24 protein-coding genes are annotated in these 25,079 nt (G+C 70.4%); 12 read left to right on the top strand and 12 right to left on the bottom strand.

Annotated elements, in window-relative coordinates:
* Positions 1–2: 2 nt before the first annotated feature.
* Positions 3–938 (top strand): tail fiber domain-containing protein, encoded by a 936-nt coding sequence (locus HEB94_RS53815; protein WP_192753523.1) that lies wholly within the window; start codon positions 3–5, stop codon positions 936–938.
* Here HEB94_RS53815 and HEB94_RS33380 read toward each other — a convergent pair.
* From HEB94_RS33380 to HEB94_RS33370, 3 genes are read right to left on the bottom strand one after another with little or no spacing between them, the layout of a single operon-like run.
* Positions 912–4,091: a lantibiotic dehydratase gene (locus tag HEB94_RS33380; RefSeq protein ID WP_192753522.1), complete on the bottom strand. Its 3,180-nt coding sequence runs from the start codon at positions 4,089–4,091 to the stop codon at positions 912–914. The two genes, HEB94_RS53815 and HEB94_RS33380, sit on opposite strands and share 27 nt — an antisense overlap.
* Before the next feature lie 17 nt (positions 4,092–4,108).
* Complete coding sequence (locus tag HEB94_RS33375) at positions 4,109–5,437, bottom strand: lanthionine synthetase C family protein (RefSeq protein WP_192753521.1); 1,329 nt, start codon at positions 5,435–5,437, stop codon at positions 4,109–4,111.
* Positions 5,434–5,907 (bottom strand): hypothetical protein, encoded by a 474-nt coding sequence (locus HEB94_RS33370; RefSeq protein WP_192753520.1) that lies wholly within the window; start codon positions 5,905–5,907, stop codon positions 5,434–5,436. The genes HEB94_RS33375 and HEB94_RS33370 overlap by 4 nt, the downstream gene beginning before the upstream one ends.
* Positions 5,908–6,065: 158 nt before the next feature.
* On the opposite strand from HEB94_RS33370, the gene HEB94_RS33365 reads away from it, so the two are divergent.
* The 3 genes from HEB94_RS33365 (at position 6,066) to HEB94_RS33355 (ending at position 8,456) form a co-directional block, all read left to right on the top strand.
* A complete protein-coding gene (locus HEB94_RS33365) occupies positions 6,066–6,863 on the top strand; it encodes a hypothetical protein (RefSeq protein WP_192753519.1) in 798 nt (265 codons plus the stop codon).
* A gap of 365 nt (positions 6,864–7,228) precedes the next feature.
* On the top strand, positions 7,229–8,140 hold the full coding sequence (locus HEB94_RS33360; RefSeq protein ID WP_192753518.1) for an N-acetylmuramoyl-L-alanine amidase: 912 nt from the start codon (positions 7,229–7,231) through the stop codon (positions 8,138–8,140).
* Positions 8,118–8,456 (top strand): hypothetical protein, encoded by a 339-nt coding sequence (locus HEB94_RS33355; RefSeq protein WP_192753517.1) that lies wholly within the window; start codon positions 8,118–8,120, stop codon positions 8,454–8,456. Before HEB94_RS33360 ends, HEB94_RS33355 begins: the two co-directional genes overlap by 23 nt.
* 37 nt (positions 8,457–8,493) lie before the next feature.
* On the opposite strand, the gene HEB94_RS33350 is transcribed toward HEB94_RS33355, so the two are convergent.
* Entirely contained in the window at positions 8,494–9,534 is a 1,041-nt protein-coding gene (locus tag HEB94_RS33350; RefSeq protein WP_192753516.1) for a Gfo/Idh/MocA family protein, read from the bottom strand.
* 387 nt (positions 9,535–9,921) lie between these two features.
* On the opposite strand from HEB94_RS33350, the gene HEB94_RS33345 reads away from it, so the two are divergent.
* Positions 9,922–10,242 carry a DUF402 domain-containing protein gene (locus tag HEB94_RS33345; RefSeq protein ID WP_192753515.1) on the top strand — a complete coding sequence of 107 codons (321 nt, stop codon included), beginning with the start codon at positions 9,922–9,924 and terminating at the stop codon, positions 10,240–10,242.
* Here the strand turns inward: HEB94_RS33345 and HEB94_RS33340 are convergent.
* Positions 10,239–10,820: a TetR/AcrR family transcriptional regulator gene (locus tag HEB94_RS33340; protein ID WP_192753514.1), complete on the bottom strand. Its 582-nt coding sequence runs from the start codon at positions 10,818–10,820 to the stop codon at positions 10,239–10,241. The genes HEB94_RS33345 and HEB94_RS33340 overlap by 4 nt on opposite strands.
* A 334-nt stretch (positions 10,821–11,154) precedes the next feature.
* On the opposite strand from HEB94_RS33340, the gene HEB94_RS33335 reads away from it, so the two are divergent.
* Positions 11,155–12,009: an oxidoreductase gene (locus HEB94_RS33335; RefSeq protein ID WP_192753513.1), complete on the top strand. Its 855-nt coding sequence runs from the start codon at positions 11,155–11,157 to the stop codon at positions 12,007–12,009.
* 22 nt (positions 12,010–12,031) lie between these two features.
* Here the strand turns inward: HEB94_RS33335 and HEB94_RS33330 are convergent, their stop codons facing one another.
* The 3 genes from HEB94_RS33330 to HEB94_RS33320 form a co-directional block, all read right to left on the bottom strand.
* Positions 12,032–13,009: a ketopantoate reductase family protein gene (locus HEB94_RS33330; protein WP_202896709.1), complete on the bottom strand. Its 978-nt coding sequence runs from the start codon at positions 13,007–13,009 to the stop codon at positions 12,032–12,034.
* A gap of 95 nt (positions 13,010–13,104) precedes the next feature.
* Positions 13,105–13,650 carry a winged helix-turn-helix transcriptional regulator gene (locus HEB94_RS33325; protein WP_202896708.1) on the bottom strand — a complete coding sequence of 182 codons (546 nt, stop codon included), beginning with the start codon at positions 13,648–13,650 and terminating at the stop codon, positions 13,105–13,107.
* A gap of 61 nt (positions 13,651–13,711) precedes the next feature.
* On the bottom strand, positions 13,712–14,899 hold the full coding sequence (locus HEB94_RS33320) for a tyrosine-type recombinase/integrase (protein WP_192753512.1): 1,188 nt from the start codon (positions 14,897–14,899) through the stop codon (positions 13,712–13,714).
* A gap of 104 nt (positions 14,900–15,003) precedes the next feature.
* Between HEB94_RS33320 and HEB94_RS33315 the strand changes: the two genes are divergently transcribed.
* Positions 15,004–16,140: a hypothetical protein gene (locus HEB94_RS33315; RefSeq protein WP_192753511.1), complete on the top strand. Its 1,137-nt coding sequence runs from the start codon at positions 15,004–15,006 to the stop codon at positions 16,138–16,140.
* Between the two features lie 34 nt (positions 16,141–16,174).
* On the opposite strand, the gene HEB94_RS33310 is transcribed toward HEB94_RS33315, so the two are convergent.
* From HEB94_RS33310 to HEB94_RS33295, 4 genes are all read right to left on the bottom strand, one after another.
* Positions 16,175–16,789, bottom strand: coding sequence for a TetR/AcrR family transcriptional regulator (locus HEB94_RS33310; RefSeq protein WP_192753510.1), 615 nt, complete (start codon positions 16,787–16,789; stop codon positions 16,175–16,177).
* On the bottom strand, positions 16,789–17,637 hold the full coding sequence (locus HEB94_RS33305) for an oxidoreductase (RefSeq protein ID WP_192753509.1): 849 nt from the start codon (positions 17,635–17,637) through the stop codon (positions 16,789–16,791). Before HEB94_RS33305 ends, HEB94_RS33310 begins: the two co-directional genes overlap by 1 nt.
* A 45-nt stretch (positions 17,638–17,682) precedes the next feature.
* On the bottom strand, positions 17,683–18,927 hold the full coding sequence (locus tag HEB94_RS33300) for an IS110 family RNA-guided transposase (RefSeq protein ID WP_192753508.1): 1,245 nt from the start codon (positions 18,925–18,927) through the stop codon (positions 17,683–17,685).
* 615 nt (positions 18,928–19,542) lie between these two features.
* Positions 19,543–20,487 carry a helix-turn-helix transcriptional regulator gene (locus tag HEB94_RS33295; protein WP_192753507.1) on the bottom strand — a complete coding sequence of 315 codons (945 nt, stop codon included), beginning with the start codon at positions 20,485–20,487 and terminating at the stop codon, positions 19,543–19,545.
* A 167-nt stretch (positions 20,488–20,654) separates the two neighbouring features.
* Between HEB94_RS33295 and HEB94_RS33290 the strand changes: the two genes are divergently transcribed.
* From HEB94_RS33290 to HEB94_RS33270, 5 genes are all read left to right on the top strand, one after another.
* Positions 20,655–21,107 carry a Rossmann-fold NAD(P)-binding domain-containing protein gene (locus HEB94_RS33290; protein ID WP_238361705.1) on the top strand — a complete coding sequence of 151 codons (453 nt, stop codon included), beginning with the start codon at positions 20,655–20,657 and terminating at the stop codon, positions 21,105–21,107.
* 38 nt (positions 21,108–21,145) lie between these two features.
* Complete coding sequence (locus HEB94_RS33285) at positions 21,146–21,781, top strand: hypothetical protein (protein ID WP_192753505.1); 636 nt, start codon at positions 21,146–21,148, stop codon at positions 21,779–21,781.
* Positions 21,782–22,031: 250 nt separating this feature from the next.
* Positions 22,032–23,012, top strand: a complete 981-nt coding sequence (locus HEB94_RS33280; RefSeq protein WP_192753504.1) for an alpha/beta hydrolase — start codon at positions 22,032–22,034, stop codon at positions 23,010–23,012.
* The gene (locus tag HEB94_RS33275; protein WP_192753503.1) at positions 23,005–24,198 is read left to right on the top strand and encodes an acyltransferase family protein; all 1,194 of its coding nucleotides are present in this window, start codon (positions 23,005–23,007) and stop codon (positions 24,196–24,198) included. The genes HEB94_RS33280 and HEB94_RS33275 overlap by 8 nt, the downstream gene beginning before the upstream one ends.
* An 11-nt stretch (positions 24,199–24,209) precedes the next feature.
* Positions 24,210–25,031, top strand: a complete 822-nt coding sequence (locus HEB94_RS33270) for a sigma-70 family RNA polymerase sigma factor (RefSeq protein ID WP_202897948.1) — start codon at positions 24,210–24,212, stop codon at positions 25,029–25,031.
* The last annotated feature ends 48 nt before the right edge of the window (positions 25,032–25,079 follow it).

Below are 25,079 nucleotides of genomic sequence, written 5' to 3'. Positions count from 1 at the left end.
CAGTGGCGTACGCACCGAAGTCCCCGTACCCCAAGGCCGCGGGCAACCCGATCCGGTCCGTCGACTGGAACGAGCTGGTCGACGAAACCAAGCGGCTCGAGACCGCGAAGCTGAACCAGACCGGCGGCACGGTCTCGGGGTCCCTCACCGTGGGCCAGAACCTCACCGTCAACGGCACCAGCACCCTCATCGGCAACGCCGACCTGCGCGGCGCCCTGGACGTCACCAACACGGCGAACCTGCGCGCGAGTGTCACCGTCGGGGGAGCGATCTCGGTGGCGGGCACCTCCAGCTTCACCGGCGCCGCGACGTTCGGCAACGTGCGGATGGGCGCCGGGACGGGCGCGCCCGCGGACAACCTGGAGGTCAAGGGAAACGCGAGGTTCGGGGCCAACCCGGTCCGCGTCACCTCGGTCTACAGCAACTTCGCCAACGCGACCAATGCCGAGATCTGCAACGACTCCACGCAGTACAAGTCGCTGATGATCCTCGGTAACAACTCCTCCGGCGTGCGCAAGGTCGCCGTGTGGGACCGGCTCGAGGTGAACGGCCCTTCGTGTGCGACGTCGTTCTGCAACATCTCCGACCGGCGGTTGAAGACCGGTATCGTGGCCATCACCGACGCCCTGGAACGGGTGTCCCGGCTGCGCGGCGTGTCGTTCCGGTGGCGTACGGACCAGCCGGCGACCAGCCCGGCGGCCACCGCCCCAGCCGGCCCGCAGCTGGGGGTCGTGGCGCAGGAGGTCGCCGAGGTCTTCCCCGAACTGGTTTCGTCCACGGGCCTTGACGACCAGCACCTGAGTGTCGACTACTCGGGCCTGACCGCTGTCCTGCTGGAGGCCGTCAAGGAACTCAAGGCCGACAACGAACGGCTCCGGCAGCGGGTCGACGCGTTGGAGGGCGTGGTGTCCTCAGCCTCCTCCGTCGACGCGGCGTAGCGGAGCCTTCGCCAGCGAGGCCCGGGTCCGTCGGAGCAGGCCGAGGACGAGGCGTTCGGTGCTGGGCGTGACGCCGAGGCGGTTTCCGTTCAGGTGCACGAAACTGTGCGCCAGAGCGCTCACCGGGAGGGTGCATCGACCCTCCCGGTGCAGCCGCTCCAGCCTCGCCCCCAGCTCGCCAAGCGCGTCGGTCCGGCGGTCAAACACCGCGCGGATCTGTTGGTGGGAGGGGCCGAGAACATCGGCTTCACCGGCCAGCAGCGCCCGCAACCTGTCCTTGCGCTCACGGTAGGCCGCACCGGACTCCCGCGGCGGGGCGGGGTTCTCGGCGTACCACGCGGTGCGGGCGGCCTCGTCCAACCCCAACCCAGCCAGCAGGGTGTCGAAGCTCAACGCAGCGAGTTCCAACGGCTCCACCGGAGCGTCGCGACCCGCGGTGAGCCCGAGCAGCTCCGCGGTCGCCGCACTGTCGACCGCGAACACCTGCTCGCAGACCTCCATCGCCTCCGGGCCGCCGTAGCGTTCCAGCTCCCGCTCGTAGACCTCCAGCCCGATCCGCGTGAGCTTCCCGGCCGCGACCAGGCCGGCCGCCCATGTGGTGACCCGCGGCAGCGCCCGCGCCGTCAACACCTCCGGCGACCCGTGCAGCCGCAGCCGCAGATGTCGGCCGGGGTCGGAGTAGCGGAGGAAGAACCAGCGGTCCGCGTCACCGTCACCGACCAGGCGTTCGGTGAACTCGCGTACGTGCCCGGCCAACAGGACGTCCTCCCCGGTAGCGGGTCCGTACAGCGTGAGGTAGAGCCAGTCGGTGCCGGGTGGGCGCAGCCGGTGCACGTCGTCGACGCGCGCGGGCAGCGGCTCGCGCGATGGCGCCTTGGTCGCCGGGGGTGGGGAGGACCGGCGCAGCAGCGGAACGACGAGCTCGCTGGCGTACCGCCCACCGGGTCCCGGCAGCCAGGCCGTGTCCGGTCCGGGCAGCGCCTCCTGCAGGACCAGGTCCGACCCGCGTTCCCTGCGCAGCATCTCCCGGATCTGGTCCGCGTGTGCGGCGTCGTCCAGGTCCAGCAGGAGCCGGTTGTCGCCGACGGTGAGGTAGACGTGACGGGGGACCAGCCACTCCTCCCGCCACCGCTTCAGGGCGACGGCGAAGCCGACCGCATCGTCCACCCGCAGCGCGTCGGCGGCGCGTCGACGAGGCCATCGCCACTCCGCGGGCCGGAGCACCACCCGACCCGACCGCACCCGCGGCACGAACGGCAGGCCGTTCGCGGGTCCCCAGTCGAACGGCATCAGGGCGGCCATCGCGTCGCCTCCGACGTCGTGGAGGAAGCGGCACACCTGCGGCGCCGAAGCGGTGTTGAGCATGTGTCCGGCGGACACGTGGACCTCGGTGTCGCCGGCCGGCCACCACAGGGCGAGCCGGCCGGCGCGGACCATCACCTCCAACTCGTCCGGCGGGATCACGCGGTCCGGGTCGACCCCGGGCGCGACACCCACCGGAATCTCGAAGTGACGAACCCGCGGCCGGACCGCGACGTTGGCCGAACGATGCCGGGCCGGGAGGTAGACGAGCTCCGCGGTCACTCCCGCCTCGAGCGTCTCCTCGGCCCGCGCGATCTCGACCAGCCGCTCCTGTGCCGGCTCGCCGAGCAGGCCCGCGAAGCGTCCCAGCCCGCGCCCCGCGGCCTGTCCGCCGAGGTTCGGGCCCACCACCAGCAGGTAGTCGCCTTGGTCCAGCGCCGCGACGGACGGGGCGAGCAGGAACGCGCTCAGCTCCAGGGAGGCGGGCAGCCGGTCGGGCTCAGGCGTCCAGGTGGAGAGCTTCTCGACGTCCTCCTCGTCCAGGACGACCTCGAGGGATCCGGTGCGCAGCGCTGTGGTCGCGAGTTCCATGAGCAGCTGGGACCGCTGCTGGCTTGCCATCTGGTTCGCGTCGTGGGAGTGGGCCGAGGTCGGCGGGCCCAGACCGAACCGCGGGTCGAGAAGCTCCAGCAACGGGACCCGACGGTCGTGTCCGTACCGGCTCAGGAACGCGGCGCGGTAGTTCGCCAGGTGGCTGGGACCGTGGGGGCGAGGGTGCATCCGCAACAGGAGTTCGGCCGCCCGCGCGACCTCCGCGGCGACCGAGCGCGACACCTCCCGCCCCGCCAACGGCAGCGCGGAGTCCACCTGCAGCAGCTCCTGCTCGCCGGGGTCGTGGAGGGACCGCAGCCGGTCCCGGAGCCCGGCCAGTGAGCGCGTCGTGTCAGCGGTCGGGTCGGCGTCGTCCCTGGCCGTCTCGGTCGCGGTGGTATCGATGGCGGTGGTGTCGATCGCGGTGGCGTCGGCGACCAGGCTCGCCAGCTCCTCCCCGGCGTCGCGGTGGGCCGGTATCGCGGTCAGCCGGGTGACGGCGTGCCGCACCGGGTCACCGGCCAGCGGTGGCCGCAGGTCCGACAGCAACAGGTCCTGGCGGAGCAGTTCCGCGAGCAGCCCGTGCACCTTGGTCTCGGTCTCCCGCGTCGCTCCCGGTGTGCTCGCGAGAACCTGGTGGACCAGCTCGTCGTACGCGACGGCGGTGCGGGCGAGGGACAGCACCCGGCGGACCACCGGGGTGGCACGCACCGACACATCCGGCAGGCCTGTCCGCCCGCCGGTCGAGCGGTCGGTCAGATGCAGGCGCCCGTCGCGTTCGAAGGCGCAGGTGTTGGCGGCCAGGCGCAGGAAGGGGCGTACGTCAGGGTCGGCCTCGAGCGCCAGCATCCAGCCGGTCAGCCAGCCCATGTCGGGGCGGGTGTGGGTGGGCCGGGATGTGGACGCTATCTCCAGGTTGGTCCGCTCACCCCAGTTGCCGATCCCGACTCCGGCGAACAACCCGTACGGCGTCGGACGGGTCGACATCCGGATCAGGTACCGCAGCAACGCCGAACGGGCCGACTGATCGGTCTTCGCGCGCCCCTCACCGGCCCGTGGGTCCAGGGCGTGGAGCAGCGCCGGGCTCGCCACCTCGACGGCACGCCGAACGAGAGGATCCGCGACCGGCGACGCCTCGCCGGGCGGCTCCGTGGACAGCAGTTCGTACCTGTCGACGGGCAGCAGGGGAGCGCGGACGACGAACCATTCCAACGGCTCGTACGACCGGTGGGTGCGAGGCGACGCGGACCTGGGCGACATGAATGTGCGGACCTGCTTCAGGAGAGAAGGAAGAGCCGGTCCCAGACCGGCTCGTCGTGGGTGCCCGCGGCGAGCAGGGCCAGTGCCACACCCGGTGCGCCGTCGAGCAGACCGGGGTGGTCCACCCCCACGTCGCCGGGCTCGACGTTGCGGTAGCCGAGCACGCTGTCGGGTTCGTACGCGTCCAGCAGGTCCCGAAGCAACTCGGTGGTGCCCGCGACGAACTCGGGGAGTCCGGTGTCCAGCGCGAACCGCCGGACGATGTGCAGCAGGCCGGCGGTGCCGTGGCAGAACGTCGGGCTGGTGATCCCGCGACGATCAGGTGGGCGCGCCAGCACCGCCCGCATCGCCTCGACCGCGAGGTCGCGGTAGCGGTCGGCGTTCAGAGCGGTCCCGGCCAGCCACAGGGCACGGGCGACGCCAGGCGAGCCGTAGCACCAGGTTGCCCGGCCATGGGCCAGCGCGGTTCCATCCGGTTGGCTTCCGCGGCTGGGCGGGAGCGGTACGGCGTTGGGCCAGGTCGGCCCCCACTCGTCCGCCAGCGCGTGCTCGGCGAGCCAGGCCGCGGCTGTGTCGACCGCCACCTCCGCGCCCGCGACCTCCACACCCGCACGGATCGCGATCGCCAACAGGGCAAGGGGTCCCGGAACGCCGTGGGCGAGGCCACAGTTGTGGTTGCCGTCCGGGTAGGCGCTGCTCATCGCGTGACCGACGAGGTCGGCGGGGGTGTGCCAGCGACGGGGCTCGCCCTTGTCCGCAAGGAGTGTGCTCAGGCAGCGGAGAATCTCGCGCAGTGTCTCCGCTGCCTCCGCTGACCCGCGGCGGCGCAGGAGGTAGGCGCCCACACCACTGAGGCCGGAGATGAGGTCGAACTCCCCAACCCCGCAGCCGTGTGTGGACTCCAGCCGTTGAACGGCCCGGTGGACCTGCGTGGCGACCTCCCGGTCGACCGCGTCCAGCAACCGGGCATAACGATTCCGGCCGCGCGCGAGGCTCGTGGCCGCGAAACCGATTCCTGACCAACCGGCGAACAACGATGCCCCTACGGATGCCCTTTCGGACATTGACGTGACGGCCTGCGTCAACACGTGATGGCCGAGCCGGTCCCAGCCCTCGTCAGGTTGGTGGACGTCGAAGGCGGCGAACACCACCGCCAAGCCGGGGTTGCCCGCAGCGATCGACGTCGGCCGCCAGCCCACCGAGGTGGGAAAAGTGGTCTGCTCGGCGGCCGCCGCGACGGCCCGTTCCAGCGTGGGCGGGTGGGCGAGCCGGGTCGCGACCGTGCGCGCTGTCTCGACTGCCCTTGTGTCGTAGGCCAGATCGGCTGCTGCCTCGGGTGTTGTCAAAGGTTGCATCGGCAGGTGAAGCAGTGGGTCTGCGCCTCGGTGGGGCACACGCCGCAGGTGTCCTCGCAGGTGTTGGCACACGTCGCCTGGCAGGTGTTGCCACAGGTGTTGGCACACGTGGCGTGACACGTGTTGGGGCAGGTGGCCGCGCATGTGGCCGCACAGGTGTTGCCGCACTGCGTCTGCGGGCAGGTGTTGAGGCCCGCACAGGTGCCCTGGCAGGTGTTGTCGGCGGTGTTGCAGGTGCCGCCGGCTCCCTTGCCACCGGTAGGAAGACAGCCATCCCCGTCGGTCTGGGCGTCCTGTGGAAGCCGGGGCGACGGTGCCGCGTAACCGCCGGTGATCTCGCCGAACCGTACGTCGATGTCGAACTCGTCCACCTCGGGTGGCTCGAGCGTCAACAACGCGTTCCGGAACGGTGGTGCGGGAAAGTACTGGCCTCCGGCTGAGTTCTGCTGGTCTTCGGACATGACGAAGCCTCCGCCCCCCAACTTGGCTTGCCCCACGAATTTGATCTCCAGCGAGGTGCGCTCAGACTACACTCGCGACAACGAGGAACCGGTGGGATTCGGGATGGTCGTTGATCATTCTTCGGTGCCCGCCGGTTCGCCATCAGAGGGGGATTTGGATGGCGCAACAGTTGCCCACCGGCGACCTCACCACAGTTCTACGGACTTTCCTCGGCGAGGTGTCGCCCGACCTCTTCGGCGGGACACCTCCGGCGGTCGACATCCACACGGCCGTTGACTCCCTGACCTTCCTGACCAGCCCGCGCCACCACGAGGCCGGCCCCCACCGGGAGTCGCGCACCGAAGTGCTCGCGCTGGACCCGGACAACCCGGTCGGCCCCTACGAACTCGCGGGCACGGCGAGCACCGGCCCCCGCACGATCCGCCTGCGCAGTAACGAGGCGGTCGTCACCGTCCTGCACCCCGACGAGGTGGTGTGGGACGGAACCGAGGCCGGTCCCGCGTTCACCCTCAGCCCGCGGCGCCACCGAACCTTCGACGGCATCACCCATCTCCAGGTCACCTACGGAGCCACCGCGGTGGCGACGACGATGGGCGGCCGCGACGACGTGACGCTGGAGCTGTCCGGTCAACAGGGCCCGCTCGCACGTGCCCGGGCGCTGCTGATCGCCGTCCTCGGTGTCGAGAACGACCGGATCCTCTCCAGCGTCATGCTGACCACCGTCGAGGGCGATTACCAGACCACGGTGCGGGCGAAGTCCCTCAGTGTCACCAGCATGAACGACACCGCCGCCACAGATGGTGTCCGCACCCTCCAGGTGGCGGTCACGATGGACGTCGACATCGACGTACGCCGGACTCTTCGGCCCGACGAGGGGACCCCGATCGCGCGGATCGCGACTCCCGATTCGGAGGGCACAGGCGCGGTCAGCGTCGATCCGCTGGTCGACGCCTGACTCTCTCGGGTAGCCGGAAAACCTCACCTGGATGGACGAAATCGCCGGACACGCGTTCGCGCCGTAGGTGATCATGATCCCTACGTTCATGATCCACAGAAAGCTCGGGGGGGGGCTTGTGGTGGCGGTGTCGACGACGTGTGGGCGCGCTGCTCGAACTCCTGAGACCGGAGTTCACCTGCGTTGTCCGCGAGTGACCGTGCGGCGATCGTCCAACTGAAACACCTCAATCCTCATTCGGCTCGCCCGAGGTTTCAAGGCGGCCGCCCTCACCGGGAGCGTCCTCGTCGCGAGGACGTTTCGTGCGTGGTTTTTCGGCGCCCCGGGGTTTCGGCGACCGCCCAATGACCAACAGGAGCTGTGCCATGGCCCGTTATCCGCATGCGGACTGGGACCCGATTCCGGAGACGGAGTCCCAACCCCGGACGAAACCGTGGGGTGTCGTCCTGCACACCGCGGTATCCAACTCCAAGAACATCAAGAACGTCTGGCTGGGCTCCTCGGTGGAGAGCCACTTCTATGTCGCCGAGGACGGCAACGTCCTGCAGTACGTCGACACCGAACGCGTCGCCCACTGTCAGATGGACGGCAACTACTTCAGCGGCGGCAAAGGGCACATCAGCATCGAGACCTGGGACGGCGCCGGCCGGGTGTGGGACGGTCGCGACGTCAAACGGCTACCACGCTGGAACGCCGCCCAGATCGCCTCCTTCGCCACCCTGCTGGCGTGGTTGAACAAGTCCCACGGTGTTCCGCTCGTCAAACTGCCGTCGGTCTTCGGTCGTGGAATCGGCTGGCACGCGCAGTACACCGGTCGTGACTACCCACGCTTCAACGAGTCCCACGCCTGCCCCGCACCTGCTCGTATCGCGCAGGTCGAGGAGGTCATCGCCGCGGCCGTCCGCCAGGCGAAGGCCGCCACCCCGCAGTCCAAGCCACCGTCGAAGCCGCAGTCCAAGCCGCCGTCGAAACCCGCCAAGCCACTGGTCAGTGTCTTCGCGCTCGCCAAGGCGGCGAAGAGCGATCCCAAGCGTGCGCAGGGCGGAGTGACCTCTGGTGCTGCGGACGACGTGAAGGTGGTGGAGAACGCTCTGAAGGCCGAAGGCCTGCTCCCCACCCGATACGCCGGCGACGGATCCTTCGGCAGCCTCACCATCGAGGCGTACGCGAAGTGGCAGCGTCGCTGCGGCTACACCGGAAAGGACGCCGACGGCATTCCCGGCACGTCGAGCGTGAAGAAACTCGGAGACAAACATGGATTTCGTGTCGGTGCCTGACCTGGCCCGCGAGCCCCTGGTGAAACGCGCCGTGGTGGCCGCGTCGGTCCACGCGCTCTCGGCGCTCCTGGCCTCCTCCGCCCGCAGGACCTGCGGCGATCGCTCCGCGAGGGTCGTCGGCGCGTTCTGTGTGGCCGTGCCGACCGCGGCGTGGACCTGGGCGGTCCTCACCTCCAGGGCACGGGTCACACCGGTCGAACGTCCCACCGACTACGCCGGCAACACCCTCGTCCCGGCAGGGCTACGCCTCGACGTCGGGGACACCGACGAACTCCTCGACACCGAGGAGCCTGTCGGCACCAGCGGGCACCACTGACGCCGTGGGGCATCGCTGATTTCGGGGACGCGCGGGTCTACGCGTAACCGGTCTGGAGCCGCGCGTTCTCGATGACCCTGATCTGGCGCCGCACACTGGCCGGTGTCACGAACACCGCCGCCCCGTCGCGCAACGTCGACTCGAGCCGGTCGTAGTAGCGCAGGGCCTGCGACCGGTTTCCCCGGCCGAGCGTGCGGACCTCCTGCTGCCAGTCGATCGTCTCACCGTTGCCGTAGCGCCGCCCGACCGCTGGGCCCTCGTGGAGTTCCAAGCTGACAAGGGAGTTCGGGTCGAACCAGCGCAGGGTGAACGTCGTGCCGTCGCCGACCAGCGCACCCGTCGTACCGGAGATCTGCCATGCGGGCTGGGGAATCGCCATGCCCAGGCTGGACTCGATCTCCGCCAACGGCCCACCCTCGGCGCGCAAGCACAGCTTGACGTGATCCTCGGCGTCGCCGAGCCCGACCGTGTGCCGCAGGTCGGCGAACAGGTCGTTCGGCTCCTCACCCAGCAACAGGAGCACCTGGTCCAGCAGGTGCGGAACCGTGTTGGACAGCTCACCGCCGTCGTACTTGCGCAGCGTCTGCCAGTCCGAGCGCCGGGTGAAGCGGTGCGACGTGCGGCGCAGCAGCATGATCTCGCCCAGCCGGCCGGAGGCGAGCACTTCCTGCACGAACGCGAAGTCCGGGTCGAGCCGGCGTGGTTGGTAGCAGGTGAGCACCCGTCCGGCCTGCTCGGCGGCGGCGACCATGTCGTCCATCTCCGCCACCGACGCGGCCATCGGCTTCTCCGCGACCACGTGCCGGCCCGCCTGGAGAGCCTTGATCGTCAACGGGACGTGGGTGTGGGAGGGTGTCGCCACCACGACCACGTCCACGTCCGCGGACTCCAGGAGCGCTTCCGCGTCCGCGAAGGTCTCGCAGCCGAATCGCTCCCGCGCCTCCTGGCGGCGTTCCTCCACCGGATCGGCCACCGCGGTCACGGCGAACCCGTCGTGGTCGGCGAGGGCGTTGGCGTGGATGTCCCACCCACTGCGACCCAGGCCGAAGATGCCGACTGCAAGCCGACCGTCCGACATCACAGATTCCCTTCCGCGAGGCTTCCTGTCCGCCACCCTGCCCTGTTTCGGTGGCTTCGTCCAAGTACGCCGACCAGTCACGGCCAACCGGATCCCGCCCGCACTGCTGAGCCGGTCCTGCGGGACCTCGAAGGAGCCAGATGCCCGCAGCCTGCCGCCACCTACGGGTGGCACGAAAGCTGAAGTACCCCGACCACGTCCAGGCCCACTGGGTGGAGACCGTGCTGGGCGAGGACGAGTGCGGCCAGTGGGCGGTCCTGGCCGCGGGCTCGCCGGTGCGCCGACGGAGCGGGAACGTGATGCGCTTCCACTCCCACCATCTGTACTGCTACCCCCGCGACCGTTGGTGGGTGGCGCACTTCTGGGGGTGCGGACCTGACCTACGACGTGGAGCATCCGGACGGGACCGTGGTCGTCGGCGAAGTGGCGGAGCGGGAGTACGTCGACATCTCGACCCCGCCGATCGTCTCCGCGACCGGCATGGCGTTCGTCGACCTGACCCTCGACGTCGGGCGCCGTGTGGACGGCTCGATCGTGATCCTCGACGAGGACGAGGTGGAGCGTGACCGAGTGAGGTGGTCTGTTCCTGGCCCGCTCGTCGAGAGCGCGCGGACATCATGCTCGGAGGTCTTCGCGATGATGCGGGCCGGCGATCCGCCGTTCGACGAGAAGGTCCCGAAGCAGTGGTTGGACGTCTGGACCGCCTAGCGCCCGGCCCGCTGGGCCCGGAGCCCGTCGAGAGCCATGCCCAGGACGCGTTCGAGCTGTCCCTGCTCGACGAAGTGGATCATGGTGATCCCACTGACGAGGCGCATCATGTCGTCGAAGCTGATGTCGGGGCGGGCGGCACCTGCGTCCTGGGCCCGCCGCAGCAGTGGTTCACCGGTGGCGTAGATGGCCGCGCGGCAGCCGCGGAACAGTTCGGAGTCGTGGTTGAGCGCCTCGGCCAGTGCCCGCTTCGTCGCCGTGTAGCTGACGAACCGGTGCACCCACGCCACGAGCGCGTCCCAGGGCGCCAGGTCGGCGAGGTCGTTCGCCGTGGCACACAGCGCCTCCACCTCGTCCACGTAGACACTCTCGAACAGGTCCTGGCGGGTGGGGAAGTGGCGGTACAGCGTGCCGATCCCGACCTGTGCGCGCCTGGCGATGTCCTCCAGCGACGCGGAGGTCCCCGCTTCGGCGAAGGCGTCTCGCGCCGCGGCGATCAGCGCCTCGTAGTTTCGCCGTGCGTCGGCCCGTTTGGGGCGACGTGCGAAGACGTCAGAAACCTGCTCCGCGCTCGACATGCGCGTCTCTCCCACCAGCGATGACGGACTCGTCCACCCGAGGATTTCGGAGGGCCTCCTCCACTTTACCGACTGCCCGGGTCGACGCACCGAGGCCTACGGTGGAGATGTAAGCCCTACGTCGCTCCCCGTGACCGACGGCATGACCTACGACGCGGCCGTCCCGGCACGGCGTCGTGGACACCGTGGCTTGCTATGCGGAGGATACCCTCCGTATAGTGACCGGAGGTAGGCCTCCTCTTAGCTGTACCGCCCGGTCTGCGCGACGGAACGAGAAGCGGGACCAACGGGCGTGGAAGCGACAGTGGAGCGAGACGACGAAGGAACGACTCTCATGACCAGGACCTGGTTCATCACCGGTAGCTCCCGCGGATTCGGACGGGAGATCGCCAAGGCCGCGCTCGACAAGGGAGACCGGGTGGTCGCGACCGCCCGCCGGCCGGAACAGCTCGAGGACCTCGTACGCGAGTACGGCGAGCGGGTACTCACCCTCGCACTCGACGTCACCGACACCGACGCCATCCAGGCCGCCATCGGGAAGGCGCTCGAGCGGTTCGGCACGCTCGACGTCGTGGTGAACAACGCGGGGTACGCGACGTCCACCGCCATCGAGGAGACCTCCGAGGAGGACTTCCGAGCCCAGATCGAGACGAACCTGTACGGCGTCATCAACGTGACCAGGGCCGCTCTGCCGATCCTGCGGAAGCAGCGCGGGGGCCACTTCATCCAGTTCTCCTCGATCGGTGGCCGGGTCGGGGGCACGCCGGGGATGGGCGCGTACCAGACCGCGAAGTGGGGCGTCGAAGGCTTCTCGGAGGTGCTCCACAACGAGGTCAAGCCCTTCGGGGTGAAGGTGACCATCATCGAGCCCGGCGCGTTCCGCACCGACTGGTCCGGTACGTCCCTGCCGACGGCGGGGGCCGGCGACGACTACGACCAGACCGTCGGCGCGATGAACCGCTACCGCGAATCCACCCTCGGAACGTGGCCGGGTGACCCTGCCCGAGGGGCCAGGATCATCACCGACATCGTCGAACTCGACGAGCCGCCCCTGCGCCTCCTGCTCGGTGCCGGCGCAGTCGAGTCAGCGGCGAAGGCGTCCAAGGAACGCGCCGCCGAGGCCGAGAAATGGGCGCCGGTCAGCCGGTCCGCCGACTTCGGCGCCGAGGAGACCGTGGACATGTTCTGAGATGGGGGCGGCGAGAACGAACCTACCGGGCTTCCGCGAGCCGATGGTTGTGCAGCCGTAGGGCCAGGGTGGCCGCCGCGATCGACGGAACGGCGACGCCGAGCTCGTCCGCCCGTCGGGCGAGGTCGCCCAGGACCGCCTCGACCTCGGTCGGTCGCCCGGCGAGCAGGTCTCGGGACAGCGAGGATGTGGTGGTCGACCCCGGGGCGGTCAGCGCCGACCTGGTGGCCGTCACGCGGGCGTCGGCGACAGGGTGACCGGCGGCGCGGGCGACGGCCGTCGCCTCGTCCAGAACGGTTTCCGCGAACGCGCGTCCTCCGGGCATCGCCACGATGTGGCCGATCGAGTCGCGCATCAAGCCGGTGACCGCACCGATACTGGCGATGAAGACCCACTTCTCCCACATCGCGTCGACGATGTCGTCGCGTGCGTGAACGGAGAAGCCGGGGATCGTGAGCGCGTCGACGGCTCGGTGCAGCCGGGGGCTTGGTCCGCCGTCCAGTTCGCCGATCTCCATCTCGACGCTTGGCGCGAGTTGTGCGACGTCGCCCTGCTCGTTCAGCTGACTGACCACCTTGAGGGTGCCGCCGAGCAGCGCCTTGTCGAATCGGCTCGCCAGGACGTCCATATGGGCCATTCCGTTGAGGAACGGGACCAGGCAGGTGTCGGGTCCGACGGCTGGGGCCAGGTCATCGAGCACCCCGGCGATGGCGTCCGCCTTCACTGACAGGAGGATCAGGTCGTACGGGTGGGTCAGTTGCGCCGCGGTGACGGGGCGGACCGGAATCACCTCCGTCCGACCGGCGGCGACGATCCGCAGACCACGGTCACTCAGCCGCTTGGCCCGCCCGGGCCGGACGAGGAAAGCAACGTCACGGCCGTGTTGGACAAGCCTGCCGCCGAGCAGACCGCCGACCGCGCCAGCCCCGACGACGAGGATGCGTGCCGCCGTACCCACCGCCGTCCCTACCCCCTCGACGATCTGACTTGCTGTTCGCAAGTAGAAGCAACCAGGCTAGTCACCAGACTTTCATGCTGCAAGCCAGGTAGATCGCGATCGCAGCGCGGAGGGATCGAGCGGCAGGGGAAGTTCGATCAGCCAGAGCCGACGACGGTCGCACCGGTCGCGGACTCTCGCCGGGCTGCGGCGGCTGTCGGAGCGGCGAGGCGGACGGGGGCGGGCGAGTGCCATGGCCTGATCCAGGCCTCCTCCTCGCGTCCGACCTTTGCGCCGCAGCGGGTGCACTGGTTGTCGGGTCGAAGGTCGCCGCCACAGTCGACGTGGACGGCACGCATCGGTGCCGCCTCCTCGGCGCCGCCGGTGTGCCGGTGTCCCCAGTCGGCGAGGGCTCGGAGTACTGGTGCGAGGTCGGCGCCGGCCTCGGTGAGTCGGTACTCCTCACGTATCCGATTGCCGTCCTGGTAAGGCGTCTTGACCAGCAGGCCGGCCTCGACCATCCGGCGCAACCTGCCGGCGAGGATGTTGTCGGCAATGCCCAGATGCCCGCGGAACTCGTCGAAGCGGCGCAGGCCGAGCATGGCGTCCCGCAGGATCAACAGAACCCACCGCTCGCCCAGGAGGCTCCCTGCCCGCCCGATCGGGCACGGCCCCTGGTCGTGGCCGATCTTCGTGTCGTTCACGGGACCTCCTCGCCTCACTTGCGATCAGCAAGTCTACGTCCGGTGCGAAACGCGGAGGGATTCACTCCTGCGGCCCGCGATGGCGATGGTCCCCGAGGATCTGCGCGAGGGTGTAGACGGAGGAGCTGTCGAGCTTGTGGCGGTGCGCGTCGTAGTGGTCCCGGGTCGTGCGGATGTCGGCGTGGCCGAGCAGGTCCTGCACCTTCTGTACCGGCACGCCGTGGGCGAGGAGCACGGTGCCGGCGGTTCGGCGGGCGGTGTGCGGGGAGATGGAGTTCGCCGCCGTCAGCCCGGCCTGCGCCGCCAGCCGGCGCAACGTTTGCCACACGTCCCGCTGTGTCAGCGGCTTCCCCCCGGGCTTGGACCGGTCATGGGCGTGCGGCGCGGTCGCCAACAGGGGACCGGTCAGTCGCGCCCGTGGGACCCCGCGGTTGCGGGCACGCGTCTCGAGGTAGTCGTGCAGCGGCGCGAGTGCGGGCGGCGGGAGCGGGAGGAAGTCGCGGTGCCCACCCTTGGCGAGATAGCGCAGGATCGTGTGCCCCGCGTCCTGGTCGAGGTCACGCACGGTCGCGGTGGTGATCCCCGAAACCCGCAGCCCCGTGTAGAACAGCAGACCGGTCAGGGCCGCGTCACGCCGGGCCGCCTCGGTGCCGAGCCGGTTCGCTCGGTGCTCGGCGTGGTCCAGTAGCGCGGCCACAGCGCGTTCGTCGAGGGCGGAGCGCGGCGCGGAACGGGCGGCGGCCCTGGGGCGGGTGACCGCGGTGACGGGGTTGCGGTCGGCCGCGTCGTTGGACTCGAGGTAGCGGTACCAACTCGAAAGACCGGCCAGCATGCGGGCCACGGTGGACGGGGCCGCCGGCCGGGGGAGTCCGTCTCGGCCGGTGACGGTGATGGTGGCCTTGAACGCGTCGACGTCGGCGCGCCGCGCGGCCAGTGGGTCGAGGCCGGAACGCGAACACCAGGTGAGCCACGCCGCCAGATCGGCGTAGTAGGCGCGTCGCGTGTGCGGCGTCTTGTCCGCCTCCAGCCAGAGCACGGTCAGGTACCGCACCGTGTAGCGGTCGGTCGGATCCGCCGGCGCGAGCGCGGGGAGCAGGTCGACCGCGTCCGCCAGCGCCGCGCGCACCTCGAGCGCGCTGGCGCCTGATCGCGGCTCGCCCGCGAGGCGGCCGACCTCGGTCCGAGCGGCTTCGCCCCGACCGATCTCGTCGATCTCGGATCCGTCGGGCCGAGCGGGGTACTCCGTCATAACTGTGATTATCACGGGTACTCTCCCGCGTTCGTATTTCGCGTATCGCGTGTCGCAGAACGAATAACGCGCTAGACACACGCGAAATGATCTACGGTGTGGCCGTGACCGACGACGAGAACGTGGCCAACCCAGACGCGTCCGATGCCCTCGATGAGTTCCCTGCTGAGTTCTCCGGCGAGGTCTCCGGCGACGAGGCCACGAGTGGCGTTGGGGTGTGCTCCCTCGACGGCTGCGACAACCCGCTGCCGCCGCGGTCGACGACGTCGGATGGGCGGCGCCGCAGTGGCCGGCCAGCCGCCTACTGCTGCAAGGCCCACGCGGACGCCGCCTCCCGCGCCCGCAGATCCGCCCAGACCGCGGCGATCGTCGACCCGCTGGTGGAAGCACAACGGTTGGCGGAGCTCTTCGACCCGGCCGCGCAGGCGTTGGCCGCGACGCTGGGGGAGATGCGGGAACGGCTCGCGCGGGCGGACACCGGTGCTCTGGGGCGGGTGCGCGCGGCGGAGTCGGAGGCCGCCGAAGCGCACCAGGACGCCGAGGCCGCCGAGCGTGCCGCGCAGGCGGCTGAGGCCGCACGGGTGAAGGTGGTGGCCGCGGCCCGCGACGACCGCCAGGCGCGACAGGTGGCCGAACGCAGCGCCGAGCGTGCCGAACGCGCCGCTGAGGATGTCCGCCGACGCTCCTGGGAACAGGTGGCCCAGCACGAGCGGGCCCGTGGTGCCGCCGAGGCGGCACAGGCCGCGGCCCAGCGTTCACGTGACGAGCTCGTGCTGGAGGTACGCGCGCTGCGGTCGGACTACGCCGAGCTTCGCTCGGTCCACCGTGCCGCGCAACGGGACCTTGCCGATCGCGACACGGCACTGGCCCGTGCCGAGGCGACGCGGGCGGCCCTGGCGGCGCAGCTGGAAGCCGCCGAGGAACGCCTGGTCAAGGTGGGAAACGACCATGACGCCGCACGCCAGGAGCTGCACGGTGCACGGGGTGAGCTGCACGCCGTTCGCGTCGAGCTGGACGGACTGCGGGAGGAGGCGCGGCAGCTTCGCGAGCGGTCCGCGGCCGAGCACACGGCACGCCGGCTCGCGGAGTCTCACGCGAACGCGCTGGACAAGGAGTTGTCCGGCGTTCGGGAGGAACTCAGCGCCACCCACGCACGCTTCGACCGGCTGCTCGCCGGCCGCGACCAGCCCGCCGATCCCCAGCCGGGGGAGGACTCTCGAGGCGAGGACCCCACGGCGTAGGCGCTGAAGTGTCGAGCACGGCCCTGGGGATGTGTCAGGAGCTCAGGCCGGCGCTGATCAGCCAGATGTGTTCGCAGGTCGAAGACGCCTTCTGCAGCTTCTCGCGGGACTCCTGCGAGGCGTGGTAGAAGGTCCGCTCGATCATCCAGCACAGGGCGCGTGCCATCGCTGAGGCCTGTTCTGGTTCGGTGCCGGCCTCCACGCCGGCTCGTTCCAGGACAGCGGTGATGGCCGTGATGAACAGGTCAGCTGTACGGCTCCACAGCTCCCCGATCTCCGGCACGGTCAACGACAGGTCGATCGCCGTCCGCATGACCAGGCCGTGCTCGTTCCACAGTTCGACCGTGCGCTGCATGGCCGCCGCGATGGCCTGGCGCGGGTCCTCGGTCTCCGCGGTGACCCGGGACCGCTCCCACAGGTGCTCGACGGTCCGGGCCACGAGTGCCGTGACGACTTCCTTCTTGGAGCCGAAGTAGAAGTACAGCGCGCCGCGGGTGATACCGGCGCCCTGGGCGATGTCGCCGACGGCCATGGCGTCGTAGCCCTTTTGTGCGAGCAGAGCTTCGCAGGTGTCCAGAATGGCCCGCTCCCGGACATCGCCCTTGCGTTCGGCGGTGCGTCGACTCCGCGCGGAGTGGTGGCCGGCCATCAGAGCTGAGCGCCCTGGGCGAAGTCGGTCGTACGGGAGAGCGTCTCCCACGCGCGGATCTCCTCGTCCACGGCCGTGCGCGCGGCGGTGACCAGGCGCAGCGCGTCCGAGCCCAGGACGAGGTGGGCAGGCGGCTGGTCGATCGACGTGATGTGCACGACGGCGTCCCCTGCCTTGGCCGGATTGCCGAGCTGGTTCCCGTTTGCCTTCTGCCGCGCCGCACGGATGGGGGTGAACAACTCGTCGTAGTCGTCGATGGACTGCGCGGCGCGTGTCATGGACCGTCCGGCCCAGTTGGTACGGAAGGAACCGGGCTCGATCGCCGTCACGTGGATCCCGAACTGTGCGACCTCCTTGCCCAGTGCCTCCAGGATGCCTTCCACGGCGAACTTGCTGCCGCAGTAGGCGGACATGCCGGGCACGGCCATGAGCCCGCCCATGGAGGTGACGGCCCTCAGGTGTCCGCGGCGGCGCCGACGCATGTGGGGCAGTGCCGCCTGCAGGGTGGCCACGGTGCCGAACACGTTGACCTCGAACTGCCGCCGCACCTCGGCCAGCGGGGTTTCCTCGAAGGTGCCCTCCAGGCCGTAGCCGGCGTTGGCGACGACGACCTCCACCGGGCCGAGGTTCTGCTCCACCTCCGCGACCACACTCGAGACGGCGTCACTGTCGGTCATATCCAGGATGCGGCCGTGGGCGTACCCGGGCGCGACCCCTTCGAAGGCCCTCAGGTCCTCCTCGGAGCGGACTGTTCCCACGACGGTGTGCCCGGCGGCCAGGGCGGCTTGGGCGATGGCGCGCCCGAGGCCCGTGCTGACGCCGGTGATGAGCCACTTCTGCTTCTGCACTGCTCCTCCAGAGAGGACTTGAAAGGCATCCCTGGAGTTTGAATGTCAAGCCGCAACCGCAGCTTCCTCTGGTTTGGCCGAGCGGTGAGCCCAGGCGGTTTCCTCGTTGTAGAGGGTGCGGGTCTTGAGGCAGCCGTGCAGGATGCCGACGAGCCGGTTGGCGACGTGTCTGCATGCTGCGAAGTGGTCGGTGCCGCGGGCTCGCAGCTCGTCGTAGAGGGCTCGCGCACCGGGCGAGGCGGTCATGGCGGGGACGACCTGGCTGAGCAGGGCGTCGATGAGCCTGTCGTTGTGAACGTAGCGGGCGGCGACGACCTTCTTCTTGCCCGAGGCGCGGGTGATGGGGCTGGTGCCGGCATAGTTCTTGCGGGCTTTGGCGCTGGTGTAGCGGTGCTGGTCGTCGCCGAACTCGGCGAGCACCCGGGCACCGAGAATGGGCCCCAGGCCCGGCTGAGACAGGACGATCTCAGCGTCCGGGTGTTGGCCAAAATGTTGCTCCACCTGCCCTTGCAGGGTCTTGATCTGCTCGTTCAGTGTGGCCAGCACGGCAGTGGCAGCGCGGATGGTGGTCGCGTACGCCTGTGCCACCACGGCGGGCTGGCCGAGGTGCTCGGCGCGCAGGGCGGCCTGGATCTTGCCCGCTTTGGTGTCGATGTCGCCGCGTCGACGTGCTCGTTTCAGCGCCGTGCGGATCTGGGTGAGCGTCAGCTTCGCCGCCGACGCGGGGTCTGGTGCCTTGGCCAAAAGTTCCAGCGCATCGGGCGTGGTCAGCTCTTCGAACGCCTCGAGCGCAGCCGGGAAGTAGTCCCGCAGGGCGTGCCGCAGCCGCTGCATGTGCCGGGTCCGCTCCCAGATCATGCTCTTGTGGGCACGAGACACCACCTTGATCGCTGCCGCCTCGGCACTGTCGCCGGCCACCGGGCGCAGCTGGTGGGAATCGGTGCGTACCATGTCGGCCAGCATGTGCGCATCGGCGCCGTCGCTTTTGGCGCCAGACATCCCGTACCGTTCCCGGTACCTGGAAGCCTGCAAGGGATTCACCGCACACACCCGGTACCCGGCAGCGATCAACGCCTGCACCCATGGGCCCTTATCGGTCTCGATCCCGATCACCACCTGCTCGGCGGTCTCGTCGGCGTCTTCACCGAGCTGCTCGCCGATCAGCGCGTGCAGCCGGGCCATCCCGGCCACGCCCTCGGGCAGCCGCGCTCTGGCAAGCCGCCTGCCAGAGGCATCCATCAGCTCGATGTCGTGGTGGTCTTCGGCCCAGTCATCTCCTACGAACAGCAACGCGCCTCCCAGGCTCGATGTTGGTCATGGTCAACATCGGCGGCCGTACGAGAGAACCATCGGCAACCTAATGAACCAGTGCTCACGCCCACCAGGGACAGGCACGACATCCCATCAGCGATCAACTCTCTCGGTCACCGGCGGGGGCACGATCTTTCATCGGAACTCCCACAGGGGTTCAGGAGCAACAAGTGCTCACCCGCCGGCAGCCACCAAACCCGAAGTCTGCCCGAACCCGGGCCGACCCCGTTAACAACCATTAGGAGCGGGACTGCTCCCGGACCACAAACTCTACACCGCGTCGATTTTTATCGTCGTCGTGAAGATTCTTGCCAGGCCTGCCGGCTCCGTCGACCGCCCCATGGCGACATCTCGGAGCGAGAGCGGCCGGGGGCGCTCCCCGCCGTTCAATTCTTGGGGGCGATTTACGCGCTCGTTCTGCGCAATGACAGAAATCTTCCGCACCTTCTTCGCGTCGCGTTCCCGCAGAGGACCGGCATGAACGACGTGGCCGTGAACGACACCACCGCTCGGGCCGACCTGCCCGTCGATGGCCCCGCCTTCGTCACGGGAGCCGCGGCGTCCGCGCCGGATTCGGTAGGTCGGCCAAGCCGATTAGCCGTCGCGGCTCGCGCGGGTGAGCCGGTTGGCCAGTGCCCGGATGTGGTCCTTCAGCTCGGGCGGGGCGAGGACCTCGAAGTCGACGCCCTTGAGCGCGACGAAGAGGGCGATCTTGTCGAGGGAGTCGCCGCCGGCGTGGAAGAGGCAACTGTCGGCGTCGCGGGGTTCGAGACGCCCGGCGGTGGGTGAGGTGTGTTCGGCGACGATGTCGAGCGGTGCGTGGAACAGGACGGTCGCCTGGTACCGGTACGGGGACGCGGTGAGGGCGTTGGAGATGTAGGTGTGGAGCCCCTCGGCGGGTTCGGGTCGGGGCGTGAAGCGCGGCCCGGGTTGCGGGTCGGAGTCCAGGCGGTCGACGCGGAAGGTGCGCCAGTCGTCGCGTTCGAGGTCGAAGGCGAGCAGGTACCAGCGCCGGCCGGTGTGGACGAGGCGGTAGGGCTCGACGCGGCGGGTGCGTTGCTGGTAGCCGAAGCGGATGCCTTCGTGGGCGCGGCAGGCTGCGGCCAGGGCGGTGAGCAGGTCGGGGTCCACGGTCGGTCCGGGGCCGGTCAGCGGCAGGATGGCTGACTGCATCGCGTCCACGCGGTGGCGCAGCCGGGAGGGCAGGACCTGTTCGAGCTTGGCGAGAGCGCGCAGCGAGGTCTCCTCGATTCCGGTGACCGTGCCCGTGGCGGCGGCGCGCAGGCCGACGGCCACTGCGACGGCCTCGTCGTCGTCGAGCAGCAGCGGCGGCAGCGCGGCGCCGACCCCGAGCCGGTATCCGCCGGTGGTGCCGGTGGCGGACTCGACGGGGTAGCCGAGGTCGCGGAGCCGGTCGACGTCGCGGCGGACGGTGCGGGTGGTGACGCCGAGGTGCTCGGCCAGTTCGGCGCCGGGCCAGTCGCGGCGGGACTGCAGTAGGGACAGCATCCGCAGCAGCCGTGCCGAGGTCTCCAGCATCCGCGCGCAACTCCCTTCGACTTGAGGACCGAAGCTGTCCTCAAGGGTCTCGTGCTGCTGTCCTCCGGCGGGGTCGACGACGACGCGCAGGCTCCCAGGACGGGCCGATCGCCACCTACCACGCCGAGATCGAGCAGGCCCTGCGCGGCTCCGGTCTGGCGTGGACGTTGCTGCGCCCGGACGTGTTCGCCGCCAACAGCCTGATGTGGGCCGGGCAGACCAGGTCCGGCGACGTGATCCGCGGTGCCTACGCCGAGGCGGCATCCGCGCCGGTGCACGAGGCCGACATCGCCGCGGTCGCCGTGGCCGCGCTGACCGAGGACGGGCACGCCGGCCAGGCCTACCGGCCGACCGGGCCGCAGTCGCTCAGCCATGCCGACCAGGCCGCCATCCTCGGCCGGGCGCTCGGCCGGCCCATCCGCTACGTCGAACTCCCCGCCGAGACCGTGCGCCAGGCGATGAGCGCCCACGTGCCCGGCCCCATCCTCGACAACATTCTCACCACCTGGGCCGCCTCCGTCGACCGCACCGCACCCACCACCACCGACATCGAGAAGGTCACCGGTCGTCCCGCGCGCAGCTACCACGACTGGGTCCTCCACCACGCCACCGCCTTCTAGTCCCCCACCACTGCCCGGCGTCGAGGAGTAACCGAGAGATGACCCGCGTCTATCTGGAAAAGGGCCGAACGAAAATCGTCGCCTGCGCGCTGGACTGGCCCGGTTGGGCGCGCATCGGCACCACCGAGGACCGCGCCGTGGCCACGCTGAACGCCTACGCCGACCGGTACCGCCTCATAACCGCCACTGCCGGGCAGTCGTTCGACCCCGGCCCGATCGAGATCGTCGACACGGTGACCGGGGTCAACACCACCGACTGGGGCGCGCCCGGCGTCCCCGTCGCCGAGGACAGCCGGCCCTACAACGCCGCGGCGGCGCAGCGTACCGCCACGGTCCTGCAGTCCGCGTGGCGTGCCCTCGACGACCTCGCCCAGTCCGCCCCGCCGACCCTCCGCAAAGGGCCCCGCGGCGGCGGACGCGACCGCGACGAGATTGTCGCCCACGTCGTCGACAACGAACGCGTCTATGCCCGCAAGATCGGCATCCGGCACCGACCGTTCGGCGCGAACGACCGGACCGCCCTGGCCACGCTGCGTGCCGCGATCCTCGCTGTCCTGGGCAACCCGGCCGATGGTGCACCGCTCACCGGCGGCGGCTGGCCACCGGCCTACGCCGCCCGCCAGTTCGCCTGGCACGTCCTCGACCACGTCTGGGAGATCCAGGACAAGTCCTGATCGCCGAACGAGTTCCACGGCCAAGCCCGTCACCGTCCACCAGCGACGATGGCGGGCTCGTTCCGTTCGGTCAGGCCCGCCGACGCCGCGAGCGGCACGGACGGCTGGTCCACCCCTAGTACCGCTGATCCACCCGTAGCACCCCAGAGCCAGCTCGAATGTGGCTTCCCAGCGGGACGCCCACCACGGCAGGTGATCCCTAACTTCGGTCCGCACGTACGGAATCCCTTGTACGGAAGGACCTTCTGGTATGGCGTCCCGCCTGTTCAGCCGCCTGCGCCACACCCTGCTGGCGGCACTCGTCGCCGGCTCGGTGGCTGTGCCCGTCTCGGGCATGGCTCGCCCCGCGTCGGTACCCGCTCCCGCACCGACGCAGGTCACCCCGTTGCGCGCCGCGACCGTGGCCGCTCTCGCCGAGCGCTACGACGTCGCCCGCGAGGACATCCGGGCGGCGGAGCGGACAGCCACCGCCGACGATGACCCGGCCCGGGCAGCCGCGTTGCGCGCCATGGAGGATCCGGCGCGCCACTTCCTCACCTTCGACGGCCGTGACGGTGGCCGGACCGCCGAGGTCGTCGGTGACCTCGCCACCGCGGACCACGTCGCCGTGCTGGTTCCGGGGGCGGACACCAGCCTGGACACCTACGAACGGTTCCGGGCCGGTGCGGTCGCGCTCCAGCATCAGCTGGGAGCGAGGGCCGCGGTCGTTGCCTGGCTCGGTTACGAGACGCCAGGCACCGTCAGCGTCGAGATCCTGACCTCGGGCCGTGCCGTCGACGCGGCCCCCGGGCTGCGCCGGTTCGTGACCGAGATCGCCGCCGCCAGGCCCAGCGCGACGATCTCGCTCCTGTGCCACTCCTACGGCACGGTGGTCTGCGCCCGGGCGGTGTCTGGTCTGCGGGTCGGCAACGTCGCCGACGTCGTGCTCTTCGGCAGTCCTGGCACCGGCTACGACGACGTGGCCGCCCTGCACACCTCGGCGGAGGTCTGGGCCGGCAGGGGCGCGAGCGACTGGATCGCCGACGTCCCGCACGTCCAACTCTTCGGCACGCTCGGATTCGGCGCGGACCCGGTATCGCGTGGGTTCGGAGCCCGGATCTTCCCGGCAGGTGAGGGCGGGCACGGCGACTACCTCACTCCCGGCTCGACGTCCCTGCGCAACCTCGCCCGGATCGTCGCCGGGCAGACCCCGGCAGCGGGACCGGTCAGTGCGGGAGGTCCTCGTGCGTGAGTTCGCGAGGCACATCCAGGCCGCGACTCCGGCCGGCCGCGACCGCGCCGCCGATGCCCTCCGCGCGCTCGCGATCCTCGGGGTCGTCCTCGGCCACTGGTTGGTGACCGCGCTGGTCGCCGACAGCGGGGCTCTCCGCGATGTCAGCCCGCTCCGCTACCTTCCCCAGCTGACGCCGGTCTCCTGGATGTTCCAGACCCTGGCCGTCTTCTTCCTGGTGGGTGGACAGATGGGCGCGCGCGGTTACGCGTCCGCACGGGCTCGGGGAGTGACGTACGGGCAGTGGCTCGGCTCGAGGATGGCCAGGCTCGTGAGACCGGTACCTGTCCTGCTCGCGACCTGGAGCGTCGTGGCGGCCATCATGCTCGCCTCCGGAGTGGGCGCGCCCACCGTCCGCATGCTTGTCATGTTGGTCCTGTCGCCGCTGTGGTTCCTCCTGGTTCTGACGCTTCTCACGGCGCTGACCCCGCTGGCCGCGCGGCTGCACCCGGTGTGGCCCTTCGCCGTAGTCCTGTCCGTCGACGTGGTCCGCTTCGTCCTGGACGGGCCGGCCTGGCTCGGCTGGATCAACGTGGCGGCGGGTTGGCTCGTGCCGTACTGCCTGGGCGCGGCCTGGTCCCGGGGTCGACTGTGCGGACGTCGGACCGGTTGGGCGCTGCTGCTGGGCGGCGCCGCCGCGACGGCCGGTCTTGTCGGCTGGGCCGGCTATCCCGCCTCGATGGTCGGTGTCCCCGGGGCCGCGATCTCCAACCTCAACCCGCCCACCCTGGCCGCCGTGTGTTTCGGCCTGGCCCAGTGCGGTGCGGCCCTGCTGCTGCGCGAACCACTGCGGCGGCTGCTCACCCGACCCGGCGCCTGGGCCGTGGTCGTCCTGGTCAACCTCTCCGCGATGACCATCTTCTTGTGGCACCAGACCGCGATGATGGCGGTCACGGGGATCGGTCTGCTGGCGGGCCGAGTGCTGCCGGGCCTGACGAGCGTTCCGGACGGTCCCGGCTGGGTGCTCGCCAGGCTGGCCTGGCTGCCCGTGTTCGCAGTGATGCTCTCGATCTGCTGGTCGGCGTTTCGTACCCACGAACGACGGTGGGGTGGGACCACGACCAGACGGATCGGCGAGGGTCGCGAGCCGGACCGCATCGCGCAGGAGGACGCCAGCGCCGCCCACGTCGCGAAGCTGCCCGGTTAACCTACCGAGTCGTGACGCCGCTCGCGGACCGGTTCGAGGAGCACCGCGGCCACCTGCGCGCGGTCGCCTATCGGATGCTCGGTTCGCTGAGCGACGCCGAGGACGCGGTCCAGGAGACGTGGCTACGGCTCGACCGCACCGACGTCGCACAGGTGACCAACCTCACCGGCTGGCTGACCACGGTCGTCTCACGGATCTGCCTGGACATGCTTCGTTCCCGCGGGTCCCGGCGGGAGGAACCGCTCGAGCAGCGGCTGAGCGAGGCCGCCTGGGGTGCGCGGGACGGCGCCGACCCCGAACGCGAAGCGGTCCTGGCGGACTCGGTGGGCCGCGCCCTGCTCGTCGTCCTGGACCGGTTGGCTCCGGCCGAACGGATCGCCCTCGTCCTGCACGACATGTTCGCCGTGCCCTTCGAGGAGATCGCACCCATCCTCGACCGCTCGCAGGTCGCCACGAAGAAGCTGGCCAGCAGGGCGCGCCAGCGGGTGCGGGGGAGCGCGGCTGTCTCCAGCGCCGATCTCGCCCGGCACCGCCAGGTCGTCGAGGCGTTCCTGCCGCCATCCGGGCCGGTGACCTGGAGGGGCTGCTCGCGGTTCTCGACCCAGACGTCGTACGGCGCGCCGACGCCGCCGCGCTACGGCCAGGGATGCCGACGCGGACCCAGGGGGCGCGGAACGTGGCGGAGGAGTCGGTGCTCCTCGCGAGCAGGTCCCGCTTCGCCGAACCGGCCCTGGTCGACGGAGCGGTCGGCATCGTCGTGGCGCCGCGCGGCCGGCTGCTGGTCGTTCTCACGCTCACCATCGAGGACGGGAAGATCGCCGCGTACGACGTGATCGCCGAGCCCGCGCGGCTTCGCGAACTCGCCCTGGCCGTCCTCGACG

This window comes from Actinopolymorpha pittospori (assembly GCF_014873875.1).
Classification (GTDB): domain Bacteria; phylum Actinomycetota; class Actinomycetes; order Propionibacteriales; family Actinopolymorphaceae; genus Actinopolymorpha; species Actinopolymorpha pittospori.
This window is presented reverse-complemented; position numbering and strand designations above follow the sequence as displayed.

Coding starts and splice junctions, on each gene's coding strand:
- HEB94_RS33380 (WP_192753522.1), bottom strand. CDS start 4,091: ATGTCGCCCAGGTCCGCGTCGCCTCGCACCCACCGGTCGTACGAGCCG.
- HEB94_RS33370 (WP_192753520.1), bottom strand. CDS start 5,907: ATGTCCGAAGACCAGCAGAACTCAGCCGGAGGCCAGTACTTTCCCGCA.
- HEB94_RS33365 (WP_192753519.1), top strand. CDS start 6,066: ATGGCGCAACAGTTGCCCACCGGCGACCTCACCACAGTTCTACGGACT.
- HEB94_RS33360 (WP_192753518.1), top strand. CDS start 7,229: ATGGCCCGTTATCCGCATGCGGACTGGGACCCGATTCCGGAGACGGAG.
- HEB94_RS33355 (WP_192753517.1), top strand. CDS start 8,118: ATGGATTTCGTGTCGGTGCCTGACCTGGCCCGCGAGCCCCTGGTGAAA.
- HEB94_RS33350 (WP_192753516.1), bottom strand. CDS start 9,534: ATGTCGGACGGTCGGCTTGCAGTCGGCATCTTCGGCCTGGGTCGCAGT.
- HEB94_RS33340 (WP_192753514.1), bottom strand. CDS start 10,820: ATGTCGAGCGCGGAGCAGGTTTCTGACGTCTTCGCACGTCGCCCCAAA.
- HEB94_RS33335 (WP_192753513.1), top strand. CDS start 11,155: ATGACCAGGACCTGGTTCATCACCGGTAGCTCCCGCGGATTCGGACGG.
- HEB94_RS33320 (WP_192753512.1), bottom strand. CDS start 14,899: ATGACGGAGTACCCCGCTCGGCCCGACGGATCCGAGATCGACGAGATC.
- HEB94_RS33310 (WP_192753510.1), bottom strand. CDS start 16,789: ATGGCCGGCCACCACTCCGCGCGGAGTCGACGCACCGCCGAACGCAAG.
- HEB94_RS33295 (WP_192753507.1), bottom strand. CDS start 20,487: ATGCTGGAGACCTCGGCACGGCTGCTGCGGATGCTGTCCCTACTGCAG.
- HEB94_RS33285 (WP_192753505.1), top strand. CDS start 21,146: ATGACCCGCGTCTATCTGGAAAAGGGCCGAACGAAAATCGTCGCCTGC.
- HEB94_RS33280 (WP_192753504.1), top strand. CDS start 22,032: ATGGCGTCCCGCCTGTTCAGCCGCCTGCGCCACACCCTGCTGGCGGCA.